This window comes from Nonomuraea terrae, assembly GCF_044465245.1.
Taxonomy (GTDB): Bacteria; Actinomycetota; Actinomycetes; order Streptosporangiales; family Streptosporangiaceae; genus Nonomuraea; species Nonomuraea terrae.
On sequence record NZ_JBITLL010000005.1, the window covers coordinates 477,360 to 501,984 of the forward strand.

Here is a 24,625-nt window from a genome sequence, read left to right on the forward strand (position 1 = left end):
AAACCCCCGCCCCGCAACGGCCTCCCCTGCTCCGGCGGACTCTCCCGGCGGCGCCGCCGGGAGGCGGCGCCTCAGGCGACCCCCACCGCCGACAACGTGGAGCCGGTGCGGGTCTTGGTGACCTTGAGCTGGGCGGTGATCCTCGACCGCAGCTCCGCGACGTGGCTGACGATCCCCACGGCGCGTCCTCCGTCGCGCAGCCCGTCGAGAATGTCGAGCACACCGTCGAGGGTGTCCTCGTCGAGCGTGCCGAAGCCCTCGTCCACGAACAGCGTGCCCAGCTCCGCCCCGCCTGCCTCGGCCGTCACGACGTCGGCCAGCCCGAGCGCCAGCGCCAGGGAGGTGATGAAACTCTCGCCCCCGGACAGCGTCGCCGGATCACGGTCGACGCCGGTCCAGCCGTCGGCCACCCGCAGCCCGAGCCCGCCTCCCGCGCGCCCCCGCGACCCCGCGGTCTTGCGCAGGTCGTGCCGCAGCAGGTAGCGGCCGGCGGACATGTGGTCGAGGCGCTCGTTCGCCGCGTCCACCACCTGCCGCAGCCGCTCGCCCAGCACGTACGACGACAGGCTCATGCTCCACTGGTTGTCACCGGACGTGCCGCTGGCCAGCGCCGCCAGGCTCTCGGCCAGCCGGTGCCGTTCGAACGCGGGCCGCCAGCGCTCCAGGTGATCGGCCAGCTCGGCGCACAGCTCCGCCAGCCGCCGCGCCCTGGCCGCCGCCCGGTCGCGCGTGCTCGACAGCCGGGTGAACGCCGCCTCCAGCGCGTCCCGTTCCGTTTCGAGCGCCGGAAGGTCGGGCGCGGGCTCGGCCGCCGCGGCGACCAGCTCCGGATCGGCCAGCACGCCGCTGACCGCCGCGTGCTGGTCGTCGAGGCGGCGCAGCAGCTCCGCCCGGCTCTCCCGCTCGGCCGCGCTCCGGTACGCCGCCTCCGCCTCCGGCACGTCCGCGAACCCGGCCTCGACGGCCGCCTCCTCGGCCGCCCGCGCAGCCTTCTCCAGCTCACCGCGGGCCGTCACCGCGGCCTTGGTGGCCTCCAGCGCCTCCCGCAGCAGCTCGGCCTCGTCACCCAGCCGCGACAGGCGGGCGGTCAGCGTGGCATCGCCGCCGCGCGCCGCGTCCAGCCGCGCGCCGAGCCGCCCGGCGTCCCCGCTCAGCTCTTCATGCCGGGTACGGCACGCCGCCAGCCGGGCGGCCACCCGCCGCCCGCGCTCTTCCTGCTCCGTCCGCTCCCGCTGAAGCCGCGCCACCTCACCGGCGAGCGGCCCCTCCCGCTCGGCGGCCTGCCGCAACCTCGCCGACTCCCGCTCGGCCGCCGCGAGCACCGCGGCCCCGTCAGCGGCACGTGCCGGGTCCTCAGCGCCGGCACCGGCAGGCCCGCGCTCCGCCGAGTCGGTGTCGTCCGCTTCCGCACCGAGCGCGGGCCCGCGTGTGCCCTCCGCCTCGCCACCGTCCACCCGAACACCGCCCGACTCGGGCCCAGCTCCGCCCTGACCCGCATGGTCCGGCCGGCCGGTGTCCCCGGTCGCGGTGTCCGGCGCGGCCGCACTCGCTCGGAGGCCGTCGCCCGTGGAGGTGATCAGGCCGAGGGTGGTCGCCTGGTGGGCCAGGCCGGTGCGCAGGCGGGCGCGTTCGGACTCCAGGTGAGTGCGGTGGGCGCGGTGGGCCGCCAGGGCCTCGGCGATCTCCCTGGCCTGGCCTCTGACCTGCTCGCGTTCGCCCTCGACGCGGTCGAGGGCGGCCGCCAGGGCTGGCTCCCGGCCGGCGACCGCCTGGAGGCGGGCCAGCTCCCGCTCGGCCTGGAGCACCTGCGTTTCGGCGGCCTCGACGTCCAGCCCCGCCGTGGCCTCGGCCGCGGCCTCGTGCCGGGACTCCAGCGAGGCCAGGGCGCGTTCGGCCTGCTCGCGCCGGGCGAGAGCGGCGTCGTGGGCGGCCTGGGCTTCGTGTTCGTCGTCGGCCGACGGGGCGCTCGGGGCCGGGGAGGCCGGATGCGGGTGGTGTTCGGAGCCGCAGACCGCGCACGGCGAACCGTCGGACAGGTCGCGGGCCAGCTCCGCCGCCATGCCGTCGATGCGCGCCTGCCGCAGGTCGAGCCAGCGCTCCCGGAGGGCCTGCGCGTGGTCGACGAGCCCTTGGTGCCCGGCCCTGGCGGCCTCCAGCTCCGCGGCCAGGGACTCGCGTCGACGGGTGGCGTCCAGGAGCGCCCGCGCGGCGTCGACGTTCGCGGAGGCCGCCGGAAGGGCCGCCGCCTCGGCGCGTACGTCCGCCAGGGCCGCGCCGGCCTGCGCGATCCGGGCGGGCAGCTCGGCCTCGGCGGCGCCGACCTCGGCCGCGCGCTGCGCCAGCGCGTCGAGCTCCCCCTCCAGCGCGACCAGCTCTCGCTCGACGCCGACCAGATGAACGGCGGCGTCGCGGACGGCCTCGACGGCGGGGATCCGGGCAGCGTCCCGGCGAGCCTCGGCCAGCCTCGCCTCGGCCTCCTCGATCAGCCCGGGCAGCAGCGCCAGGCGGGCGGCGACGTCCTCATCGGCGGCCACCAGCTCGGTCAGCTCGGCCGCCACCCGCGCGAGGTCGCGCCGCACCACGGACAGCCGCGCCTCCTCGGTCAGCAACTCGGACAACCGCGCGATCTCGTCCTGCCGCCCGCGCTCCAACGCGCCCAGCCGCGCCACGACCTCCGCGCCATCGCCCGCCCGCGCATCACCACCACGCACAGCCTCCGCACCCTCGCCCGCCAGCGCATCACCACCACGCACAGCCTCCGCCGGCAAGCCGTCGGTTCCGGGATCCCGCGCCTGCGAGGGATCGGGCAAGAAGTCCGTACCGGCAGCGCGCGAGCCGGCACCCGTACCAGGGCTTCGCCTCGTCGTGAGAGGGGTGGTCAGGAGGGGGTGGGCGCGGGCCAGGGCGTCGGCGGCCAGGGTGCGGGCCTTGGTGGCGGCCTCCGCGCGCTGCCTGGCCGCGGTGATGAGCGGGAGCACGCGGTCGGCGCGGGCCGCGTCGTCCAGCACGGCCTGCAGGTCGGCGCGTTCGTCGGCGCGCTCGTCGAGGCTGCGGCGCAGGGCCAGCGCCTCGGCGTGCCTGCGCCGGCGCTCGGCGAGCGCGGCTGCCTGGTCGAAACGCAGCCGCGCCGTACGGAGCGCCCGGCCGGCGGCCTCGTGCTCCTCACCGGCCCGCACCACGACGGCCCGCGCGGCATCGAGCAACGCACCCGCCCACCCCAGCGCGTCACCCTCCAGGGTCGGCCCTCCGGCCGCACCCCCGGCGCTCTTCCCCTCGGCCCCGACGTGGCCACCGCGCGAGGCACTCCCAGCGGTCGGGGACGCAACACCCCCGCCGGCCAACCCGAAGGCGGTCTCCTCGGAAGCGGGCCGCGGCGGCACCGGGGTCGCCTCGGACGGAGCGGACGTGCCGGCAACGGGCCAGGCCGGCACAGCGCCGGGGTCTCCGGAGCCGTTCGGCCGAACCGACGAGCCAGGTGCGTCCGGGCGGGACGGGGCCTCGCACTGCGGCGCGAAGGAAGGCGGTGAGTCCGTGGTGTGCGCAGCCGCCGGCTGGGGTGAGAGTGTGGCGATGAGGTCGGGGCCGGCGGCTTCTTCGACGCGGCTGATGGCGAAGTCGACCTGCTGGCGCAGCTCCTGGGCCGCTCGCCCGGCCTGCTTGCGGTGCTCGGCCAGCCACGACTCCGCCTGGGTGAACACCTTGACGCTGAACAGCCGCTCCAGCAGCTTGGCCCGCTCGTCGCCGTCGGCGCGCAGGAACTTGGCGAAGTCGCCCTGCGGCAGCATCGCCACCTGGCAGAACTGGGCGGCGTTCATGCCGAGCAGCCCGCCCACCAGGTCGCCGGCCTCGTCGAGCCGGGTGGTCAGCCCGCGCCAGTCGGAGCCCTGCCACTCCGAGACGATGACCTTGGGCTTCTCCTCGGTGACGCCCGCGCCCCGCCGCTTGGGGCGCTGCCAGGCCGGCGAGCGCTGGATGCGCAGTAACCGGCCGCGGATCGTCACCTCCAGCGTGACCGACGGGCCGGCCCCGGCCGGGGCGTGGTCGCAGCGCAGGCTGCGGGCGCTGTTGCGCTGGCCGGGCACCTGGCCGTAGAGGGCGAAGCAGAGGGCGTCGAGGATCGTGGTCTTGCCCGCCCCCGTGGGCCCGTGGACGAGGAAGAGCCCGGCCTCGGCCAGGGCGTCGAAGTCGACCGTCTCGGTGCCGGGAAAGGACCCGAACGCCGTCAGCGAGAGCCGGTGCGGCCGCATCTACGCCATCGTCTCCTTCACCCGGGATGCCTCGATCGCCTGTCTTAGCAGGGTTTCCTCCTCGGGCGCGGCAGGCTCGCCGCGCACCTCGCGGACGAAGTCGAGGGCGACCTCCGTCTCCGGCCGCCCGCTGACGCGCGCGTGCTGCGCGGCGGGGACGGCGCCGACCGGGTCGAAGGAGAGGGCGAGGGTGTGGGGGAAGCGGGCGCGCAGCCGCTCCATCGCCGACTTGGGACGGACGGCGTCGGTGAGCGTGACCTGCAGCCAGTGGTCTTCGTAGGCGGCGTGGCGGGGCTCGGTCAGCAGGTCGTCGAGGGCCCCGCGGAGCCGGCCGATCGGGCGGGGCACCGGCGCGGGCACGAACTCCACCTCGCCGCCCAGTGTGACCAGCCACGACCCCTTGACGTGGCCGGCCTCGGAGAAGGAGTAGGCCAGCGGCGAGCCGGAGTAGCGGACGGTCTCGGACATGCGCTGGCGCCCGTGCAGGTGGCCGAGCGCGACGTAGTCGACCCCGTCGAAGGCGGACAGCGGCACGTAGGCCACCCCGCCCACGCTGATGTCGCGCTCGCTGTCGCTGGCCTGCCCACCGATGACGAAGCAGTGCGACAGCACCACGGCCGCGCGGTGCCGGCCGGCGTCGGCGCGGATGCGGCCCATCGCGTGGGAGATCGCGGCGGTGTGGCTGCGGTCGGGCAGCTCCCAGGCGGCCCGCACCAGCTCCGGCTCCAGGTACGGGATGCCGTAGAAGGCGACGTCGTCGACCACCACCGGCTCCCAGGACTGCTCGGGTGAGGTGCGCACATGCACCCCGGCGGCGTCGAACAGCGCCGAGCCGAACCGCAGCCGCAGCGCCGAGTCGTGGTTGCCGCTGATCAGCACCACCCGCGCCCCGGCCGCGCGCACCCGGGCGAGCGCCTCGTCGAGCAGCGCCACCGCGTCGACCGGCGGCAGCGCCCGGTCGTAGACGTCGCCGGCGACGGCCACCACGTCGACCCGCTCGGCCCGCACCGTCTCGACCAGGTGATCGACGAACGCGGCCTGCCCGGCCAGCAGGCTCTCACGGTGGAAGGAGCGCCCGAGGTGCCAGTCGGAGGTGTGCAGGATCCGCATGTCGCAGGAAGCTAACAGCTCCCGCCGACAAAAGTGGCCCCTCCTGCCACACCCGCCGGGAGTAGGCTGGATGATCAGCGGGCAAACCAACGCACATGGGGAGGCCAATGCGCACTGGCCGTGGCACCTTGAGCGTCGCCGCCGGCCTGGTGCTGGTGGCTCTCGCGGCCGTCGGTTACGTCCTGCCGCCCGCGTTCGACCCGCCGCCGCTCAAGGCCGATCCGGCCTTCCAGTCCATCCCGGCCCAGCCGGTCGCCGAGCTCAGGCCGGTGGCGGCGGTGCAGCCCATCCGTGACGAGGAGATCTCGATCGCGGCGGAGGGCCAGCGTCTGGAGGGCACGCTCCGGGTGCCGCTGACGCCTGGACGGCATCCGGCCATGGTGTTCGTGTCGGGGTCGGGCAACGGCTCGCGTACAGAGTTCACGCCGCAGGCGGAGTTCCTGGCCAAGGCGGGCGTGGCGACGATCGCGTTCGACAAGCGCACGATCGGCTACAACTTCCGCGACCGCGACTTCGCGCTCCTCGCCGACGACGTGCTGCGGATGGTCGAATACCTGCGCACGCGCCCCGAGGTCGACCCCGAGCGGGTCGGGGTGTGGGGCGTCAGCGAGGGCGGCTGGGTGGTGCCGATCGCCGCGGCCAAGAGCTCGTCGGTGGGCTACATGGTGCTGGTCTCCTCCCCGAACGTCTCCCCGCTGCGCCAGGTCGCCTGGGCGCTCAACGAGCAGGTGCTGCGCCTGCGCGCCCCGATCGGCGCCCGCGACCTGCTGACCAGGGGCATGGGCGCGGTCGGCTTCGACTTCCTGCGCTACGACGCGATGCCCGCGTTAAGCCAGGTCAAGCAGCCGGTCCTCGCCTTCTACGGCACCACCGACCCCTCGATCCCGTTCGTCGAGTCGACCAAGGCACTCATTACCGCGCTCGGCAAGGCGGGCAACGACGACTACACGATCCGCTTCATGGCGAACGGCGACCACGCCATGCGCGTCAACGGCGGCGACTTCACCCAGGGCTACCTGGAGACCCTGGCCAACTGGATCCTCGGCCTGCCCGGCACGGCCAAGCCCGCGGTGCACATGGCGGGCGCCACCCCGGTGCAGCGGTTCGAGGCCAGCGACGTGCCCGCCGCCCCCTGGTACGCCGGCGGCACCATGCTCGGCCTGACGATCTGCCTGGCCGCCGTCGGCTACGTCGCCGGCCCGGTCGCCGCCATGGTGGTCCGCCTGCGCCACCGCCGTCAGACGCTCGAGGAGACCAACGCCCGGTTGTGGCCGCCGATCCGGCGCCGGCTGACCCGGATGGCGTGGACGAGCCTCGGCCTGCTCGCCTCCGTGGTGGCGTTCATCACGCTGCTGGTGCTGTTCTCCGTCAACCAGGCCGGCGCCTGGCCGGCGGTGCTGGCCGGCTGGCTGGTGGTGCGGCTGCTGGCCGTGCTCATGCTGATCCAGGAGGTCACGGCGGTGGCGGCGTACGTGTCGGCGCTGCGCGAGGGCCTGCAGCCGAGCCGGTGGCAGTACGTCACGGTCGGCGGCGTGCTCGGCGGCACCGGCCTGCTGATGGTGGCCGCGGCCTACTACGGGTTGTTCTCGTTCCCCTGGTAGACACTCGTTTCCCCTGGAAGACAGAGGTGCGAACCCCGCTACGTGCCTTGAGCCGCTGGACGCGGCTCAAGGTAAGTGCGAACCCCGCTACGTGCCTTGAGCCGCTGAACGCGGCTCAAGGTAAGTGCAAACCCCGCTACGTGCCTTGAGCCGCTGAACGCGGCTCAAGGTAGGCCTGCATCCAGCGGTCGATCTCGGAGAAGACCTGCTTGCGCACCGGCTCGGACGACAGCACGAGGTCGTGCACGCCGTCCTTGACGCGTACGCACGTCACGTGCGGCCCCACCGCGGTGGCCCAGCGGGCCATATGCCGCGGGTCGAGCACCACGTCGGCCGAGCGCGCCTCGGGCACGAAATCGCGTACGCGCAACCCCGCGGCGCAGGCGAGCACGAGCACCGGCACGTCCACCGACAGCCCGGCGTGCAGCCGGCGCTGCGCCCGGCGGATGGCGGCCAGCCACATCGCGTGCACGGAGAAGCCGCCGAGCGGCTTGAGCTCCAGGTCGTAGTCCCACTCGCCGCCCTCGCTGCGGTGCAGCGACCGCCCGTAGACGGTGTTGACGCCCAGCGGCAGCACCCACCGCGTGTACGACAGCGGCGTCTTCAGCAGGTCGGCGGCCAGCCGCATCGGCGTGGACACGTTCAGGTCGAAGAACGGGCTGTTGAGCACGAGCCCCTGCACCAGGCCCCGGCCGCGGACCCGGTCGGCCCACAGCGCCGTGATCAGGCCGCCGGTGGAGTGGGCGTTGACGGTCAGCTCGTCGTGGTCGCGCCGGATGATGCGCACGGCCTCGTCGATCTCGGGGAAGTAGTCGGTGACGCTCCTGATCAGGCCCCTGGTCTGGTGGGGCAGCAGCGAGCGGCCGTACTTGCGCAGGTCGAGCGCGTAGAAGTCGATGCCGCGCTCGACGTAGTGGTCGGCCAGGTGGTCCTGGAAGAAGTAGTCGGTGAAGCCGTGCAGGTAGAGCACCGCCCTGCGGGAGCCGGCCGCGGCCTTCCTCGACACCAGCGTCGCCACGACCTCGCCCTCGAAGTCGTCGGGCATGGGCAGGACGGTGATCTCGTACATGCTAGACACCATATGGATTGTCCGGCCATGACGGGAGGCCGGGCGGCATGTCCTTACTCACCTTCATCGGGAAGCCGGCCGGCCGCTTGTCCAGGAACGCCGTCACGCCCTCGGCCGCGTCGGGCGCGCCGCCCAGCTCGGCCATGAGCCGGGAGTCGGCCGCGTGCGCCTCCCACGGCGAGGCCGCCGACAGGCCCGACCACATGAGCCGCCGGATGGCCGCCACGGACACGGCGGAGGTGTGGTCGGCGATCTCCCTGGCCAGCGCGTACGCCGCCGGCAGCAGTTCCTCGGGCGGCAGCACCCGCGAGACGAGCCGCCCCTCGAGTGCCTCAGAGGCGGGGAAGACACGGCCGGTCGCGGCCCACTCCATGGCCTGCGCGATGCCGACGATCCGGGGCAGGAACCAGCTGGAGGCGGCCTCGGTGACGATCCCGCGCCGGGCGAAGACGAACCCGAACTTCGCCGTCTCGGAGGCCAGCCGGACGTCCATCGGCAGCGTCATCGTGACGCCGACGCCGACCGCCGGGCCGTTGATCGCGCCGATGACCGGCTTGAGCGAGCGGGCGATCCGCAGCGCGACCGTGCCGCCGCCGTCGCGCGGCGCGCCGTCCACGGTCTCGCCCTTTTCCCGATGCGCGAACGTGCCCCCTCCCCCGCCCAGGTCGGCTCCGGCGCAGAACGCCCGGCCCGCCCCGGTGACCACCACCGCGCGCACGTCGTCGTCGGCGTCGGCCTGGTCGAACGCCTCGATCAGCTCGGCGCGCATCGTGAGGGTGAAGGCGTTGAGCCGCTCCGGGCGCCGCAGCGTGATGGTGGCGATCCGGTCGGACACCTCGTACGCGATCTCAGCGAAGGCCATGACCGGAATCTTATTCGGTCGCTGATGTTCACCCTCCGATAAAGACATATTTCGTCTCTGCGGCGTAAGCTTCCGCCTCAATCCATGATTGATGCGGGGGCTCCGCCCTGCGGCCGCCCCCTGCCCTGCCGAGCGGGAGACGCGACCAGCGGATCCCCTCGTGGGGCGGTGTTTACGTCTACGGTGGAACACACGGGGAAACGGGGAAGGCGTGCGGCAGGCAAAGGAACCGGTGAGCGCCGGAGCGATCCTTGGGTGGCTGGTGCTGTCGACACTCGCGCCCGGGGCCGCCCACCTGCGCGCCGGCTGGCGCAAGACCGGCCTCGTGCTGATCTCCTGCTACGCCGCCCTCCTGCTGGCGCTGCTCGGCATATGGCTGGTGAACGGCCGCGACGCCCTGGCCGGCTCGCTCACCCAGGACTCCGTGCTCGTGCCGATCATCGTCATGGCGGCCGTGCTGGGCCTGGCCTGGTTCGCCCTGATCGTGCACTCGTTCGTCGTGCTGCGGCCCGGCCGGCTCCCCCAGAGCGGGCAGATCCTCACCGGCGTCCTCACGGGGCTGCTGGCCGTCGCGGTCGTGGTGCCGTTCGGCGTGGTCGGGCAGTACACCCTCGCCGCGAGGGACGCGCTCGACCGCATCTTCCAGCCGACGGCGCAGGAGCCGGGCGACCCGCCCGTGCCCGACCCCAAGCCGGAGGACCCGTGGGCGGGCCGCAAGCGGGTCAACATCCTGCTGCTCGGCGGCGACGCCGACGACAACAGGACCGGCGTCCGTACCGACAGCATGAACCTCGCCAGCGTCGACGTGCAGACCGGCAACACCGTGCTGTTCAGCCTGCCGCGCAACCTGGAGGACGTCCGCTTCCGGCCCGGCACCCCGATGGCCGAGCGTTTCCCCGACGGGTTCCGGCTGCCGGCCGACCCCGGCGGCGGGCGCAGCGACCTGCTCAACAGCGTCTGGGAGTACGCCGACGCCCACCCCGAGATCTTCGGCGGCAAGCAGCACCAGGGCGCCAAGGTGCTGATGGACACCATCGGCTACACCCTCGGCGTCAAGGTCGACTGGTACGCCCTGGTCAACATGTGGGGTTTCGCCCGCCTCATCGACGCCATCGGCGGCGTCACCATCACCGTCGAGCAGGACGTCGTCTTCGGCAGGTACAACGAGGGCCTGGTCAAGGCCGGCACGCGCAAGCTCAAGGGCGCCGACGCGATGTGGTACGCCCGCTCGCGCACCTACAGCGACGACTTCACCCGCATGCGCCGCCAGCGGTGCGTGCTCGGCGCGCTGCTCGAACAGGCCGACCCGGCGACGGTGCTGACCCGGTTCAACCAGATCGCGCTGGCCACCAAGGAGCTGATCAGGACCGACATCCCCCGGCCGATGCTCCGCCACCTCGTGCCGCTGGCGCTGAAGGTCAAGAACGGCGAGGTGACGAGCGTGCAGTTCGTGCCGCCGATCATCAACACCGGCTACCCCGACTGGGGGAAGATCCGCGACATCGCCGACAAGGCCCTGCGCGACTCGGCCCGCACCAACCCCGTCGCCGCCTCCGCCACGCCGTCGAAGTCCCCCAAGAAGAACAAGCAGGCCACCGACGAGCCCCGCGGCGACGACCCGGTCAAGAACCTCACCGAAGGCTGCGGCACCACCTGACCCCCGCCCCCGCTCACCCACCGCGCGAGGCTGAGGGTCAGCGCGGCCAGGCAGGCCGGCGTCTGGAACGGCTTGCCCCAGCCCGGCGGGGTCAGGCGCCCCCGGTCCTCCTCCTGAGGGTGACGGACTGACGGGCCTCCAGCACCCGGGCCAGCTTGGACAGCGACATGTTGACCACCAGGTAGATCAGCGCGACCACCAGGTACGTCTGGATGAGCAGGCCGTTGTAGGCGGCCAGGACCTTCCCGCTGTAGAGCAGCTCGCCGTAACTGACGACGAAGCCGAGCGAGGTGTCCTTCAGCAGGCCGACCGACTGGCTGACCAGCGACGGCAGCACCCGCCGGGCCGCCTGCGGCAGCACGACCAGCAGCATCGCCCGCAGGCGCGTCAGCCCGATCGCCAGGCCCGCCTCCATCTGGCCGCGCTCCACCGAGTTGATCCCGGCCCGGAAGATCTCGGCGTACGCGGCGGCGTTCGACACCGTGAGCGGCACCACGAGTTTCCAGAACAGCGGCAGGTCCAGCCCGTAGCGCGGCAGCGCGAACAGCACCACGTACACCAGCAGCAGCGCCGGGATCGTGCGGACCACCTCGACGTAAGCGGCGGACGGGCCGCGCACCCACGCCCGCGGCGACAGCCGCCCCAGCGCCAGGAGCAGGCCGAACGCCATCGCCAGCACCGCCGACACCACGGCCGCCAGGAACGTCGACCACAGCCCGTTCAGCAGATAACGCCACATCGGCCACGTCGCGTACGGCTGCCAGCGCGCCGCGTCCAACTGCCCGTTGGCGGCGAACTGCCGCACCGCCAGCACGGCGAGCGCCACCACGGCCAGCGTGCCCAGCACGGTCGCCACCCGGATGCGCCTGACCGCCTTCGGCCCCGGCTCGTCGAACAGCACGCTCATCGCAGGATCACCAGCCTGCGCTCCAGCCGTCCGGTGACGAATCCGGCCAGGGCGGCAATGAGTGCATAAGCCGCACCCGCACCCACGAAGATCGGGATGGGCTGCGCCTCGGCGAGGTTCACCCGGTTCGCCGCGGCCGTCAGGTCGACCACGCCGACGGCCGCGGCCAGCGCCGTGTTCATGGTGGTCGCGATGAAGATGTTGCCGAGCGGCTGCACGACCGTGCGCAGCGCCTGCGGCAGGATGACGTACCGCAGCGACTGGCCGAACGTCAGCCCGATCGCCCGGGCCGCCTCGCCCTGCCCCTTCGAGACGGCGTTCACGCCCGAGCGCAGGGCCTCGCCGACATAGGCGGCCTCGTACACCGCGATGACCACGATCGCCGTCGTCAGGATGCCGGCCTGGATGCCGATCTCCGGCAGGCCGAAGAAGGCCAGCACCAGCAGCACGAGCAGCGGCAGGTTCTGGAACGCCTCCACGTACGCCGTGCCGATCGCGCGCAGCACCCGTACCGGGCTCACGCGCAGGGCGCAGACCACGACGCCCAGCACCGCCGCGCCCGCGAAGGACGCGGCGGTGAGCTGGATCGTCACGATCAGCCCCTGCCACAGCTCGGGCAGGTGGTCGAGGAGCACCGACATCAGGACCCCGGCACGGAGCCGATCTGCGGCGGCGCGGGCGCCTCACCGGTCACCACGGTGCCGATGGAGCCCTTCCAGATGTCCTGCCAGACACCCGCCTGCTGGATCTTGACCAGCCAGTCGTTGACGAACTTCTTGAACTGGTCGTCGCCGTGCTTGAGCCCGATCCCGTACGGGTCCACGGTGAACGGCTTGGTGACGATCTCGATCGACGGGTCCTTCTGCGCGTTGGCGATGAGGAGCGTCTCGTCCTGCACGTACGCCACGCCGCGGTCCTGCTTGAGCGCCTGCATGCACTCCGGGTCGCTGCCGAACGTGATGATCTCGGCGTCCGGCGCGGCCTGCTCGATCGCGGGGATCGCCGGGGTGTTCGCGCCGGCCAGGACCTTCTTGCCGTTCAGGTCCTCGGGCTTGGTGATGCCCGTCGTGCCCTTCTTCACCGCGATCGTCAGACCGGAGGTGTAGTAGGGCCCCGCGAACGCCACCTGCTCCGCGCGTTCCTCGGTGATCGTGTACGTCTGGAAGACCACGTCCACGGTGCCGTTGGCCAGCAGCGCCTCCCGGGTCTCCGACGCCGAGTTGACGATCTTGACCTTGGGCTCGCCGAGGATGTACTTGGCCAGCGCCTTGCCCATCATCGCGTCGAACCCCTCGACCTCACCGGTCACCGGGTTCTGCTGGGAGAGCAGAGGTGCGTCCAGCGAGCCGCCCACGATGAGCTCGCCGCGCTGCTTGATCTTCTCCATGGTGGAGCCCGGCAGAATCTCGGCCGCCGCGGCGACCGGCGCCTTGGCCAGCACGTCGGCGCCGCCGCTGCTCGGGGCCGCTCCGGGGACGGCAGGACTGCTCGACTCACCGCAGGCCGCCAGGGCTAAGACGGAGGCGACGGCGACGGCGACAAACCTCTTCATGAACCGCTCACTTCCTTCGATATCGAAGATAACCCGGACCGTAGTGGGATATTTCGGAGCAAGTCAATACGTTGTCGGCCCAAGTCGGTGCGTGGTAGGTATCTCACATGAACCAGCGGCTGCCCGTGCGGGGGCCACAGGGCGACCTGCTGCGACTCGTCGCCACCGGCAAGGCCGAGTCCCGCGCCGAGCTGGCCCGGTTGTCAGGGCTGGCCGCCTCCAGCATCTCCCTGCGCGTCGAGGAGCTCATCGACGCCGGCCTGCTCGCCGAAGAGGGATCCGGCACCTCCCGCGGCGGCCGCCGCCCCCGGCGCCTGCGCCTGTCACCCGCGGCCGGCGTCCTCGCCGTCGCCGACCTCGGCGCCCACCACGTACGCCTCGGCCTGCTCGACCTCAGCGGCTCCCCCCTCGTCATCCAGGAACGCCCCTGCGAGATCGCCGACGGCCCCCGCGCCACCCTCGACCGCGTCGCCGACGCCTTCGACGCCCTGCTCGCCGAGCACGTGCCCGCCGGGGTCCCGCTGCGCGGCGTCGGCACCGGCGTGCCCGGCCCGGTCGACCCGGCCACCCTCCGCGTCGTCACTCCCTCGCGCATGCCCGGCTGGAACGACTTCCCCGTCGCCGACCACCTCGCCACCCGCTACGACCTGCCCGTCCTCGTCGAGAACGACGCCAACCTCATGGCCGTCGGCGAGGCACGCCACTGGCCGGGCAGCGAGAACCTCATGGTCGTCAAGGCCGGCACCGGCATCGGCTGCGGCGTCGTCGTCAACGGCCGCCTGCACCGCGGCCGGGGCGCTGCCGGCGACATCAGCCACGTCCGGGTGCGCTCCGACTCCTCGATCCTGTGCGCCTGCGGCCACCCCGACTGCCTGGAGGCGTACGCGAGCGGCGCCGCCCTCGCCGGCGCGCTGGCCGAGGCCGGCATCGAGGTGACCCGGCCGGCCGACATCGTCACGCTCGTCAACGACGCCGTTCCCGAGGCCACCAGCCTGGTGCGCAACGCCGGCCGCCGCATCGGCGAGGTGCTCACCGTGCTGGTCAACTTCTTCAACCCCGACGTGGTGGCCGTCGGCGGCAGCCTGTCGGCGGCCGAACCGCTCATCACCTCGATCAGAGCCGCCGTCTGGGAACGCTGCCTGCCGCTCGCCACGCGCGACCTGGAGATCGCGCCGGCGCGCGCCGGCCGCGACGCCGCCCTCCTGGGCGCCGGGACGCTGCTGCTGGAGGCCGTCACGCGGCCATAGCGGGCGCCCTTACAAAGTAGATCAAAATAATGAACGGGCGGCACGCGACCGGGCCGTGGTGTGCGGTGCGGGCAGGTGACCGCGGGCACTCAGATGCGGGCAGGTGACCGCGGGCGCTCAGCCTGCCGCGGCGGGGCGGTGGAAGGCGGCCCGCCAGCGCAACCGGCCACCGTCGCGCAGCTCCTCGACCACGCCGGGCTCCAGCCCGCCCGCCGCGAAGCCGGCCACCTCCGGCCGGGTCAGCGGCCACGGGGGCGGACTCACCGGCTCGCCCTGCTCACGGCCTGACGCGATCACCAGCAGCGTGCCGCCGGGGGCGACGAAGTCCGCGATCGCCGCGGCGGCCCGCGCGTGCAGCGGCTCCGGCAGCGCCTGCACGGTCATGATCTCGACGACCAGGTCGAACGCGTGCCGCCACTCCCCCGGCGGGTCCAGCAGGTCGGCGACCCGGTAGTCGACCACGCTCCGCGGGAACCGCTCGCGGGCCAGGCGCACGGCGGACTCGCTCACGTCGAACGCCACAGTGTCGTAACCCAGCCCCGCCACGTGTTCGGCGTCGTCGCCCAGCCCCGCGCCGACCACCAGGGCCCGCCCGGAGCCCGCCCGGCCGCGCCCCCACTCCGCCAGCAGGAAGTGCGGCGCCCGCGAGTCCCACGGGACGGTCGCCGCGCCGGTCGCCGACTCGGCGTAGAGGCGCTCGAACCACCCCGTCGGGTCACCGGCCGCCAGCGACTCCCCGGCCAGCCGGAGCGCGTCGGCCTCGGGATCCTGCTGCGGGGTCATGCGTGGAACGACTCCTTGGCCAGCCGGCGCAGCCGGGTCTCGTCGATCTCGTGCCCCAGCCCCGACTGCGTCAGCGGGACCGCGATGACGCCGCCGTTCGCGCCCACGATGGGGTTGACGATCTGGTTCTGTTTCGGCGGCTGCGTCACGTCGCACGGCAGCGTGCAGCCCGGCAGGCTGGCCACCGCGACCGTCGCCGCCCTGGCCAGGCCCGCGCCCTGGCCGCCCGCGCACTGGATGTCCCAGCCCGCCGCCGAGGCGCGATCATGGGCGCGCCGGACGTCCGACAACGACGAGAACGCGGCCGGGCGCAGCAGCAGCACCCGCGCCGCCCGCAGGGTCAGGTAGTCGTCCAGCTCGGCAGTGGAGCCGACCTCGACGGCCACCGAGGCGGCCACGTCGTCCTGCAGCGCGGCGTGGCTGTAGACGTCGGTGGCGGGGAAGGGCCGCTCGATGACCTCCAGGCCGTAGGAGTCGAGCGCGACGAGCTGGCCCAGGTCGGTGTAGGCGTTGCCGCAGTCGACCGCCAGCGTCAGCGCCGGGTACGCCTGCCGCACCGCCCGCACCGGCTCGACGTCCCAGCCGGGCCGGACGTCGAGCGTGACGTGCCCGTAGCCGGCGCAGATCTGCTGGTTGACCCGGGAGACGAGGCTCTCCACGGACAGGTCGGGAACGAGCCGGACGGTCGCCATGAGGGAGGTGCGGGTGCCGCCGATCGCCTCGGCGAGCGGCACGCCGCGCATCTTCGTCCACAGGTCCCAGCAGGCCATGTCGACCGCGGTGTCGCCGCTCGGCACGGTGTCGGGATGCTCCCAGTCGACCCCGATGAGCAGCGCCCCGAGCGTCTCCTCCAGCCGGGACCAGGTCTTGGGCGGGGGCGCGGTGGTCTCACCCCACCCGGTCATGCCGCCGTGGTCGGTGAGCTTGACGAGCAGGCTCTCCGACTTCCTGCCATGGGGCAGGGGCAATCGGAAAACCTCGAACTCCCGCACGCGCGGCATGTACCCCCCTTATGACGCGGTCCTCTCCATAGTGCCCGGTGCGGAGGAATGCACGAAACGGGGGGCCAGCACAGCGCCCGCCACCGCGAGGGCCACGGCGACGGCCAGCCCGGCCGCGTGGTGCTGCCCGGCGGCGGTGAACAGGGCGCCGCTGACCGCGACCGCCACCACCGTGAACACCGACTCTCCCACGCCGACGGCCGCGCTGTTGCGGCCCTCCTCACCCTCCTTCGACATGCGCAGCACCAGGACGGAGACCGTGGGGTGCAGGGTGCCGATGCCGAACCCGGCGACGGCCATGGCGGCGTACGCGACCGCGAGCGGGACGGCGTCGACGAGCACGAGCATGACCAGCGCGACCCCGGCGGCGATCATGGCGGCGCCGCCGCGGATCGCGGCCATGTCGCCCATCGTGCCGCGGCCCTTGACCCAGGAGCCGAGCGACCAGCCGAGCGCCCCTACCGTGAGCACGACACCGGCGCCGGCGGCGCTGAGGCCGCGCGCGTCCTTGAGCATGAGCGGGATGAGCACCTCGGCGGCCGTGTACGAGCCGAAGGCCAGGCCGCGCAGCAGCGGCGCGGTCGGCAGGCCGCGGGCGGCCCGCAGCGCGCCGGCCGGCAGCAGCCGGGGCAGCGCCACGGCGAGCAGGACGACGCCGGCGACCAGCAGGGGCAGGCCGGCCAGGCCGAGCGCGCTGCCGTACTGGATGAGCGCGGCGGACACGGCGGTCAGCGCGGCCCACATGAGCTTGCCGCCGAGGCCGGGGGCGGGCGGCGCGATGCCGTCCGCCGGGGCGCGGCCGGCGGCGCCGCGCCAGAGCAGCAGCGCGGCGGGCACGACGACCGCGATGACGGCGAGGAAGATCCACCGCCACCCGGCGTGCTCGGCCACGAACCCGGCGATCGCCGGCCCGACCATCGACGGCACCACCCAGGCCGCCGAGAACAGCGCGAACACCCGCGGATGCATCGCCGCGGGATAGACCCGCGCGACCAGCACACTGAGCGCCACCTGGGTCAGCCCGGTCCCGAACCCCTGCACGAACCGCCCGATGACCAGCACCTCCATGGTGGGCGCGAGCCCGGCCATGAGCAGCCCCGCCACGAACGTGGCCACGCCCACCGCGATGGGCTGCATCGGCCCTCGCACGTCGCTCCACCGCCCGCCCAGGACCGTCGCGATCACGCCGGCCGCCAGCGAGGCGCTGAAGGCCAGGTTGTACAGATACAGGCCGTCCAGCTCACGAACCACCACGGGCATGGCCGTGGTCACCGCCATCGCCTCGAAGGCCTGTAACGTCACCAGGGCGATCAGGCCGATGCTGATCGCCCGGTAGCGGGGGGACACCACACTGGCGGGCGCCTCGGCTTCAACAGTCGTCGTCATACCGGCACCGTAGGGCGACGCCCCAGGTCAGCACATCGGGCGAGGGCCCTAGGCACATGGGCCTAGGGCCAAGGCATGCGGGCCGTCGGCGGCGCGTCCGGCACGCCGCTGTTCCAGTTTCGGGCGTCGACGCCTGCTGGGGTGGCGCTGCTCGGACGGACGTTCGCGTGGCCGTCCCCGCTCCGGCGCCGGGCGTCCGGGCGACGGTCTAGCCGGGCTGGGTGTGGCGTTCGGCCCACCGGGCGATGTCGCGGCGCTCGATCGCGGCGGCCATCAGGTCGGGGAAGGCGTCGGGCGTGCACGCGAACGCGGGCACGCCCATCGCGGCCAGCGCGGCGGCGTTCTCGTGGTCGTAGAAGGGCGCGCCCTCGTCGGACAGCGCGAGCAGCACGATCACCTGTACGCCGGCCTGCGTCATCGCCGCCACCCGGCGCAGCATCTCCTGGCGGACGCCGCCTTCGTACAGGTCGCTGATCAGGATGAAGATGGAGTTGGTCGGCCGGGTGATCAGGCCCTGGGAGTAGGCGATGGCCCGGTTGATGTCGGTGCCGCCGCCGAGCTGAGTGCCGAACAGCAGCTCCACCCGATCGTGCAGGCGGTCGGTCAGGTCGACCACCGCCGTGTCGAACACCACCAGGGACGTCTTCAGCGACCGCATCGACGCCAGCACCGCGCCGAAGACGCTGGAGTAGACGACCGAGGCCGCCATCGAGCCGCTCTGGTCGATGCAGAGCACCACCTCGCGCTGCACCGAGCGCTGCCTGCGGGCGTAGCCGACGAGCCTTGAGGGCACGACGGTGTTGCGTTCGGGCAGGTAGTTCTTCAGGTTGGCGCGGATCGTGCGGTCCCAGTCGATGTCGGCCATCCGGCGGGGGCGGTGGGTCCTGGCCGAGCGGTCGAGGGCGCCCGTGACGGCCGCCCTGGTCTTCTGGGCGAGCCTGCGTTCGAGCTCCTCCACCACCTTGCGGACCAGCGCCCTGGCGGACTCGCGGGCCTGGTCGGGCATGACCTTGTTGAGCGCGAGGAGCGTGCCGACGAGATGCACGTCGGGCTCGACGGCCTCCAGCATCTCGGGCTCCAGGAGCAGGCGGGTGAGGTTGAGCTTCTCGATCGCGTCCTTCTGCATGACCTGGACGACGGTCGAGGGGAAGTACGTGCGGATGTCGCCGAGCCAGCGCGCCACCCGAGGGGCCGACGCCCCGAGCCCGCCCTCCCGGCTACCGCCCGCGCCGCCCGCGCCGTCGTACACGGCGGCCAGCGCCGCGTCCATCCCGGCATCGGCGCCGTCCAGCCCGCAGCCGATCCCGTCGGCCGCACCGCCGCCCAGCACCAGCCGCCAGCGCCGCAACCGCTCATCCGCCTCGTTCATCCGCCATCCCTCCGCGTCGTCACGCACCCGCTCCTCTGCCGGCCCTCAGGCGCGGCCACCGCGCGTGGCCGCCCCTCCGCACTTCCTTCCCCGCTCTTGCCGGGCTGGGGATCCGCCGGGCGGTCATGCCGTCCCCCTGCCGAGGATCGACAGGACGGTGGCGACGGCCGGGGCGGCGCGGTGCTCGTCCAGGTCCTGGGCGGGGCCCGCTTCGGCGCGCTGGGCGGCGCCGGGCCCCGTCGCGCGCAGGCGTTCGCCGACCGCCCGGCGCTCCGGCGCCGCGAAACCGCCGAACGTACGGCGCAGCAGCGGCAGCACGTCGGTGAACTGGTCGCCGGACAGCCCGGTGAGCCAGTCGTCCACTAGGCCGAGCAGGCGCGGGTCGTGCACCAGCAGCAGCCCTCCCCCGGCCAGGAACCCCTCCACCCACGCCGCGGCCCGCGCGGGCGCCTGGCCCCTCGACATGGCGCGCGACATGCGGTCGCCGGCGTCGTCGAGCTCCCCGGAGTCGAGCAGGATGCGGGTGAGACGGCCCTCGATGAGCCCGTGCAGGTCCTGCCGGTCGCTGATGCCGCGCAACGTCCCCATCCACCGCTCCCGTGGCGACCCCCCGATGCCGGCCGTGTCCACGGCCGTCTCCGCGGCGGGGTCGTCGAGGAGGGCGACGGCGGAGTGGACGGCGTCGACGTGTTTGAGGAGGGACGCGGCCGCGTCGTCGTCCAGGCCGGTGACCGCGACCGGCAGGCCCACGCACACGCGTTCCAGCATCGAACGGACGATCGCCGCCAGCCCCGCCACCGAGGTGCCGCGCACGTCGCCGTAGCGGTGGGCGCGCACCATCGCGGGCAGCGCCGCCATCAGGCGGGTGACGTCGGTGTCGAGCGCCGCCTTGGCCGACAACGCCGCGAGCACCTCGGGCAACGCCTGCGGCAGGTCGGCCAGCAGGCACCGTTCGACCAGCGACGTCAGGTCGGCCAGCGTCGCGGAGTCGGCCCCGGCGAGGTCGGCGGCCCGCCGCGCCGCCGCGGCGGCCACCGTGGTGCCGAGCGCGGCGTGCTCGATGAGCGCGAGGTCGTGCTCGGGACGCCACTGCAGCGTCCACGTCTCGCGGAAGGTGCCCTTGCCGCGCGCCTGCCCCGGCGTGCCCCAGCCGACGCCGAGCAGCCGCAGCCGGTGCAGCAGCCGGCTGCGGTCGAGGTCGAGGGGCTTGCGCAGGTCGAGGTCGATCTCGCGGTCGAGCGCCTCCGGCTTGAGCCTCAGCCGCCGCTGCTGCTCGCGCAGGTCGCGCTGGAGCGGCACCATGGGGGTGCCGTCGCTGACGTGGCCGAGCCGGTCGCCGACGACCATGCGCCGCCGGATCAGCTCGACCGCGAGGTCGTCGCCCTCGCACAACACGGCCCTGGCCGCCTCGGTGACCTCGCCGAGCCCGGCCACAGGACGCCCGCGCAGGGCCGCCAGGCCGCCGGCCAGGCGTACGGACTCGATGACGTGCGCGGACGACACGGCGAGCCCCTCGTCGCGCAGCACCGCCGCGGCGGCGGCGAGCCAGCGCTCGACGGGCCGGTCGGGCGCGTCGAACACATGGTGGTACCAGCCCGGCGAGGTGATGCCCGCGCCGTAGCCGCTCCACGACGCCAGCCGCCCGTACGTCCACGGCACCCACGTCAGCTCCGCCTTGACCTTGGGCAGGCCGCGCAGGACCGCGTTGTCGGCCGTGGCCGGCGGCAGCGGCCCGGCCAGCGCGGGCACGTGCCAGGCCCCGCAGATCACCGCGATCCGCCCGAACCCCTGCTTGAGGACCGCGCGCAGGGTCTTGCGCATGTACGCCTCGCGCGCCGCCTCCCGCCCGCCCGGCCGGTAACCCTCGCGTACGGCGGTCATGGCCTCGGCGATCACCTCGAACGGCGTGTCGCCGCGGTGCTCGACGACGTCCTCCCACCAGCGTTCCGGGTCGTCGTAGCCGGCGGCCGAGGCAAGCGCCCCGATGGGATCGGCCGGCACGCCGCCGCCGTGGTCGCCGCCGCGGTCGCCGCCGCTCTCGTGGTCGTCGTCGCCCGCCAGCGTGTGGGCGGCGGGCAGGTCGCAGAAGCGCACCGGGACGCCGGCGGACGTGGCGTACCGGATGGCCTGCCACTCGGGCGAGAACACCGCGAACGGCCAGAACGCGGCACGCGAGGGCTCACCCGGTACGTGGGCGAGCAGCGCGACCGGCGGCTCCAGGCCGGGGGCGAGCGCCACCAGCCCGTCGGCCTCGGGCGGCCCCTCGACGAGGATCGCGTCGGGGCGCAGGCGTTCGAGCTCGCGCCGCACGGCCCGCGCCGAGCCGGGCCCGTGGTGGCGCACCCCCAGGACGGCGACGCCGGAATCCGGGACGCTCATGAGACCTCGCGGCAGGCGCGGTAGAAGTCGCGCCAGTCGGAGCGCTCCCGGACCACGGTCTCGAGGTATTCGCGCCACACCACGCGGTCGGAGACCGGCTCCTGCACCACCGCGCCGACGATGCCGGCCGCCACGTCGGACGGCCGCAGCACGCCGTCGCCGAAGTGGGCGGCCAGCGCGATGCCGCTGGTGAGCACGGAGATGGCCTCGGCGGTCGACAACGTGCCGCTGGGCGACTTGACCTTGGTGCGGCCGTCCTCGGTGACCCCGGCGCGCAGCTCCCGGAAGACGGTCACGACGCGGCGGATCTCCTCCAGCCCGGTCGTCGTCTCCGGCAGCTCCAGCGAGCGGCCGAGCTGGGTGACGCGACGGGAGACGATGTCGACCTCCTCCTCGGCGGTGGCCGGAACGGGCAGCACGACGGTGTTGAAGCGGCGGCGCAGCGCGCTGGACAGCTCGTTGACGCCGCGGTCGCGGTCGTTGGCCGTGGCGATCACGTTGAAGCCGCGCTCGGCCTGGACCTCGCGGTTGAGCTCGGGGATCGGCAGCGTCTTCTCCGACAGCACGGTGATCAGCGCGTCCTGCACGTCGGACGGCATGCGGGTGAGCTCCTCGACGCGGGCGACACGGCCCTCCGCCATGGCGCGCATCACCGGCGAGGGGGTCAGCGCCTCGATCGACGGGCCCTCGGCCAGCAGCCGGGCGTAGTTCCAGCCGTAGCGCACGGCCTCTTCGGCGGTGCCGGCGGTGCCCTGCACGAGCAGCGTCGAGTCACCGCTGACCGCCGCCGCCAGGTGCTCGGACAACCACGTCTTCGCGGTGCCGGGCACGCCGAGCAGCAGCAACGCGCGGTCGGTGGCCAGGGTGGCCACGGCGACCTCGACGATGCGCCGCGCGCCCACGTATTTCGGGGTGATCCGGTCGCCGTCACCCAAGATGTACGTGGTAACCGCCCACGGCGACAGCTTCCAGCCCGGCGGCCTCGGGCGGTCGTCGTCCTTCGCCAGGAGGGCCAGCTCCTCGGCGTACTGGTCTTCCGCGTGCGGGCGCAGAACGGTCATGCGGCAAGCTCCTTGTACATGTCAGCTCGGAAACGCAGCAGGGCGGCGACCTGCTGGATGGGCTCGACGGGCGAGTAGCTCGCCGCGAGCGGGAACAGCGCCGGGTCGATGTGCTCGCCGGCCAGCCTGACCAGCTCGCCGAGGTTCCACGGCTGCGTGGCGTTCACTTTGATGATCTTGTGCAGGACGGCCGTGGCGAGCTCCTCGCCCCAGGGGGACGACACCCCGCCCAGCACCATGATCAACTGGCTGTCGGGGTCGCGGCTCTCGACGAACCGGGCGGCGAGCTCCTGCTGCTCGCCGGGCGGCAGCGCCTGGAGCAGGTCGGCGATCGGGTCGAAGCCGAACATCGCGCGCGCCCACTCGGGGTCGCGCTGCAGGACGGCGGCGCGTACCCAGGCGGCCCGCACGTCGGCGTCCCAGTCGGGGATGCGCATCTCCAGCATGCGGCCGGGCGGCCCCCACGCCGACAGAGGGGCGCGGGCGACGATCTGCTGCAGCCACCAGGCGCGCTCGCCGGTGCCCCGGGGCGGCTTCGCGCGTACGCCGTCGCGTTCCATCGCCTTGTCGCACGCTTGGGGCGCCTCGACGGCGATGACGTCGCCGGTGATCGTCACGCAGGCGGCGAGCCGTCCGGCCATGCGACGGGACATGCGCGAGCCCGGCAGGCGGGTGAGCAGGTTGGCGGCGGCCTGGCGCACCTCGCGGCGGCGGTCGTCGAGCGCCTCCTCCAGGAACGGCTCGTCGTCCATGCTCAGCCCGTCGGCCAGCAGGGCGACGAACTCGGCCCGGTCGTCGGGCGTCTCGCGCTCCCACGTGCTCTCCAGCAGCCGCCTGGCCTCGCCGGGGTCGGCCGCCCGGAGCGCACGCAGGTGGGCCAGACGATCGGCCGAGCCGCCGAGCTCCCACGTCTCGCCCGTGGGCTCGTCGAGGAGGTAGCCCCAGGCGGGGTTGAGCGCCGCCAGCCACCGGCCGCGCTGCGCGGCCAGCACGCCGAGGTGCTCGCGGATCGACCTGTCGCGCCGTCCGCGCTCCAGCAGGTCGGGCAGGGTGTACGGGGGCACCCGGCGGCCGGTCGCGGCGGCGGCCCGCAGCCATTCGGGCAGCAGCCGGTCGTGCTCGCCGCCGAGGATGCGCATCAGCCGCTCGGCCGCCTGCCGCCCGACGGCCTCCCGCTCTTCCGCGGGCGCGGGTTCGCCGCCCGCCGCCGCGCCGGCCCGCCGTCCGGCCCGCCGCCGCACCGCCTCCACGGCGGCGACCTCCAGCAGGTCTCCCCGGTACGGCCGCCGATCGGTGCCGACCAACGCCGTCGAGGTGAGCTCCTCCCAGCCCGTCACAGGATCACCGCCGTTCCGTTGTCGTCCCAGGTGGTCAGGGGGCGCAGGCCCTGGGGGGTCCATTCGGCGGCCACGGTGAGGGGGTGACCGCCGGAGACGGCGATCAGGCGCCAGGGGTCGCGGGCGCGGGGATGCAGCGGCAGGCCGCCGAGGGAGGCGCGCTCGGGCACCACGCCGGACAGCACGAGCGGCCAGGACTCCGTCCAGGGGTCGTCGGCCAGCACCCGGGCGACCTCGTCGAGGGCCTCGCCGGGCGACAGGCCGGGCGGCGGCGCGGGCGTGTCGTGGCCGTGGCGGGCCGCGACCAGGGCGCGCAGCGGGGCGGCGCCGGGGTAGTAGGTGAGGTCGGCGTCGACGACCGTGCCGGTCACCAGGGAGGCGTCGAGCGGCTGCCCCTGCGGCGCGAACGACAGGATCAGCGCGGCCCCGCCGGTGTGGCGGCCCCGGAGCCAGACGCGGCGCGCGGTCAGTTTGTCCTGCTCCTCGTCGCGCCGGCCGAGGACGTGCCAGTGGTCGCGCACCGGGGGCCCGGCCAGCACCTCTTCACGGGTGACCGGGAAGCCGGCCCGGCTGAGCACCGTACGGGCCAGCGGGCCCGGCAGCCCGGCGCGCCGCCGGTAGGCGACGGCGAGCAGGTTGACGAGGGCGTACTCCTCCAGCAGCCGGCCCGGCCAGTCGTCCTCGCGGCGCACGCGCGCCAGCCGGGACACCAGGCCGGCCACGCCGGGGGCCTGGGCGTCGACGAGCCGCTTGGCCAGGCCCTCCCAGTCGTGCTCGGCCGCGCCCGCCAGGCCCTGGCGCACCTGGTCGGCCAGCCACCGCTCCAGCTCGGCCAGCCCCGCGGCGACCCGCCCATGACGGACGGACTCACCCCCGGCCCCCCGCCGCGCGCCATCAGAGGCAGCGCCACCAGAGCCGGACCCGTGGGCCCCAGCACCGTCTGAACCAGCACCGTCAGACCCAGCACCGTCAGACCCAGCACCGTCAGACCCAGCACCGTCAGACCCAGCACCGTCAGACCCAGCACCGTCAGACCCAGCACCGTCAGACCCAGCGT

General features: G+C 73.9%; 18 protein-coding genes. 3 read left to right on the forward strand and 15 right to left on the reverse strand.

The genetic code is table 11. From position 1 onward, the window contains the following. Positions 1-71 precede the first annotated feature (71 nt). Together ACIBP6_RS25980 and ACIBP6_RS25985 are read right to left on the reverse strand one after the other, a co-directional pair. On the reverse strand, positions 72-4,247 hold the full coding sequence (locus ACIBP6_RS25980) for an AAA family ATPase (protein WP_397056132.1): 4,176 nt from the start codon (positions 4,245-4,247) through the stop codon (positions 72-74). After that, entirely contained in the window at positions 4,248-5,357 is a 1,110-nt protein-coding gene (locus tag ACIBP6_RS25985; protein ID WP_397056134.1) for an exonuclease SbcCD subunit D, read from the reverse strand. 107 nt (positions 5,358-5,464) lie between these two features. On the opposite strand from ACIBP6_RS25985, the gene ACIBP6_RS25990 reads away from it, so the two are divergent. After that, entirely contained in the window at positions 5,465-6,958 is a 1,494-nt protein-coding gene (locus ACIBP6_RS25990; RefSeq protein WP_132623452.1) for an alpha/beta hydrolase family protein, read from the forward strand. Positions 6,959-7,094: 136 nt separating this feature from the next. Here the strand turns inward: ACIBP6_RS25990 and ACIBP6_RS25995 are convergent, their stop codons facing one another. Together ACIBP6_RS25995 and ACIBP6_RS26000 are read right to left on the reverse strand one after the other, a co-directional pair. Beyond that, on the reverse strand, positions 7,095-8,027 hold the full coding sequence (locus tag ACIBP6_RS25995) for an alpha/beta hydrolase (RefSeq protein WP_397056136.1): 933 nt from the start codon (positions 8,025-8,027) through the stop codon (positions 7,095-7,097). 1 nt (position 8,028) lies between these two features. Next, positions 8,029-8,889 (reverse strand): enoyl-CoA hydratase-related protein, encoded by an 861-nt coding sequence (locus ACIBP6_RS26000; RefSeq protein WP_397056138.1) that lies wholly within the window; start codon positions 8,887-8,889, stop codon positions 8,029-8,031. Positions 8,890-9,121: 232 nt separating this feature from the next. Here ACIBP6_RS26000 and ACIBP6_RS26005 point away from each other — a divergent pair, with 232 nt between their 5' ends. Beyond that, positions 9,122-10,546 carry an LCP family protein gene (locus ACIBP6_RS26005; RefSeq protein ID WP_397056140.1) on the forward strand — a complete coding sequence of 475 codons (1,425 nt, stop codon included), beginning with the start codon at positions 9,122-9,124 and terminating at the stop codon, positions 10,544-10,546. A 91-nt stretch (positions 10,547-10,637) separates the two neighbouring features. On the opposite strand, the gene ACIBP6_RS26010 is transcribed toward ACIBP6_RS26005, so the two are convergent. From ACIBP6_RS26010 to ACIBP6_RS26020, 3 genes are read right to left on the reverse strand one after another with little or no spacing between them, the layout of a single operon-like run. Then, on the reverse strand, positions 10,638-11,453 hold the full coding sequence (locus tag ACIBP6_RS26010) for an amino acid ABC transporter permease (RefSeq protein ID WP_397056142.1): 816 nt from the start codon (positions 11,451-11,453) through the stop codon (positions 10,638-10,640). Next, positions 11,450-12,094, reverse strand: coding sequence for an amino acid ABC transporter permease (locus ACIBP6_RS26015; protein WP_397056144.1), 645 nt, complete (start codon positions 12,092-12,094; stop codon positions 11,450-11,452). The genes ACIBP6_RS26010 and ACIBP6_RS26015 overlap by 4 nt, the downstream gene beginning before the upstream one ends. Further along, positions 12,094-13,005, reverse strand: a complete 912-nt coding sequence (locus ACIBP6_RS26020) for a glutamate ABC transporter substrate-binding protein (protein ID WP_397056146.1) — start codon at positions 13,003-13,005, stop codon at positions 12,094-12,096. Before ACIBP6_RS26020 ends, ACIBP6_RS26015 begins: the two co-directional genes overlap by 1 nt. Positions 13,006-13,112: 107 nt before the next feature. Here ACIBP6_RS26020 and ACIBP6_RS26025 point away from each other — a divergent pair, with 107 nt between their 5' ends. After that, entirely contained in the window at positions 13,113-14,252 is a 1,140-nt protein-coding gene (locus tag ACIBP6_RS26025; protein ID WP_397056148.1) for an ROK family protein, read from the forward strand. Between the two features lie 117 nt (positions 14,253-14,369). Here the strand turns inward: ACIBP6_RS26025 and ACIBP6_RS26030 are convergent, their stop codons facing one another. The 8 genes from ACIBP6_RS26030 to ACIBP6_RS26065 all read right to left on the reverse strand — a co-directional run bounded on the left by ACIBP6_RS26030 (position 14,370) and on the right by ACIBP6_RS26065 (position 24,371). Continuing rightward, complete coding sequence (locus ACIBP6_RS26030; RefSeq protein ID WP_397056150.1) at positions 14,370-15,035, reverse strand: class I SAM-dependent methyltransferase; 666 nt, start codon at positions 15,033-15,035, stop codon at positions 14,370-14,372. Then, positions 15,032-16,003 (reverse strand): enolase C-terminal domain-like protein, encoded by a 972-nt coding sequence (locus ACIBP6_RS26035; protein ID WP_397056152.1) that lies wholly within the window; start codon positions 16,001-16,003, stop codon positions 15,032-15,034. Before ACIBP6_RS26035 ends, ACIBP6_RS26030 begins: the two co-directional genes overlap by 4 nt. Positions 16,004-16,045: 42 nt before the next feature. Beyond that, positions 16,046-17,422 (reverse strand): MFS transporter, encoded by a 1,377-nt coding sequence (locus tag ACIBP6_RS26040; protein ID WP_397056154.1) that lies wholly within the window; start codon positions 17,420-17,422, stop codon positions 16,046-16,048. 208 nt (positions 17,423-17,630) lie between these two features. Beyond that, on the reverse strand, positions 17,631-18,791 hold the full coding sequence (locus ACIBP6_RS26045) for a VWA domain-containing protein (RefSeq protein ID WP_397056156.1): 1,161 nt from the start codon (positions 18,789-18,791) through the stop codon (positions 17,631-17,633). A gap of 123 nt (positions 18,792-18,914) precedes the next feature. Next, on the reverse strand, positions 18,915-21,170 hold the full coding sequence (locus ACIBP6_RS26050) for a DUF5682 family protein (protein WP_397056158.1): 2,256 nt from the start codon (positions 21,168-21,170) through the stop codon (positions 18,915-18,917). After that, positions 21,167-22,231 (reverse strand): AAA family ATPase, encoded by a 1,065-nt coding sequence (locus tag ACIBP6_RS26055; RefSeq protein ID WP_397056160.1) that lies wholly within the window; start codon positions 22,229-22,231, stop codon positions 21,167-21,169. Before ACIBP6_RS26055 ends, ACIBP6_RS26050 begins: the two co-directional genes overlap by 4 nt. Continuing rightward, positions 22,228-23,568: a DUF5691 domain-containing protein gene (locus tag ACIBP6_RS26060; protein ID WP_397056162.1), complete on the reverse strand. Its 1,341-nt coding sequence runs from the start codon at positions 23,566-23,568 to the stop codon at positions 22,228-22,230. Before ACIBP6_RS26060 ends, ACIBP6_RS26055 begins: the two co-directional genes overlap by 4 nt. Further along, complete coding sequence (locus ACIBP6_RS26065) at positions 23,565-24,371, reverse strand: hypothetical protein (protein WP_397056164.1); 807 nt, start codon at positions 24,369-24,371, stop codon at positions 23,565-23,567. The genes ACIBP6_RS26060 and ACIBP6_RS26065 overlap by 4 nt, the downstream gene beginning before the upstream one ends. Positions 24,372-24,625 lie beyond the last annotated feature (254 nt).